1 protein-coding gene is annotated in these 716 nt (G+C 58.4%); it reads left to right on the forward strand.

The window, feature by feature from the left end:
- Positions 1–716 (forward strand): transposase (locus AC2A1E_RS24245; protein WP_484385882.1); only part of this gene is annotated, 716 nt, incomplete at both ends.

Raw genomic sequence — 716 nt, forward strand, 5'->3', positions numbered from 1 at the left:
CTGCGCATGGCCCTCACCGAAAAAGTCCCTGACGCCTCGACCCTGAGCCAGAACCGCCTCCGCCGCTTCAACCACAGCGATGTCTTCCAGCAGATTTTTGACCACATCGTGGAACAGGCTCTCAGCCGCGGCATGGCCAACGGGCGTGTTCTTTACACCGACAGTACCCACCTGAAAGCTGACGCCAACCCTCGCAAGGCAGTGAATGAAGAACGTCCGGTGGGCGTCAGTGAATATCTGGAGCAGCTTGATGCTGCCGTGGAGGCCGACAGGAAGAAGCACGAAAAAAAGCCGCTGCCCGTCGTAAAAAAGATGCCAGAAAGCGTCGCCGTTAAGAACACCAAAGTCAGCACCACCGACCCGGAAAGCGGCTTCATGCACCGGGATAACAAACCGAAGGGCTTCTTCTATCTGGACCACCGCACGGTGGACGGGAAGCACGGCATCATCCTGGATACGCATGTGACACCGGGCAATGTGCACGACAGCCAGCCCTTTATCGGACGGCTTGAGCGGCAGGTCGAGCGCTTCGGTCTGGAGCCGGTGGCGGTGGGCGTGGACGCGGGTTACTTCACCGCTGCGGTGTGCCATCTGACACAGGAAATGGGTCTCGCGTTGGTTCCCGGCTATCGCAGACCACACAAATGTCAGAATGACTTCCAGAAAAAGCACTTCAGGTATGATGAGGCACGGGAAGTGTATGTGTGCCCGGCAGG

Source organism: Serratia sp. HNCC26DJ206 (assembly GCF_057180605.1).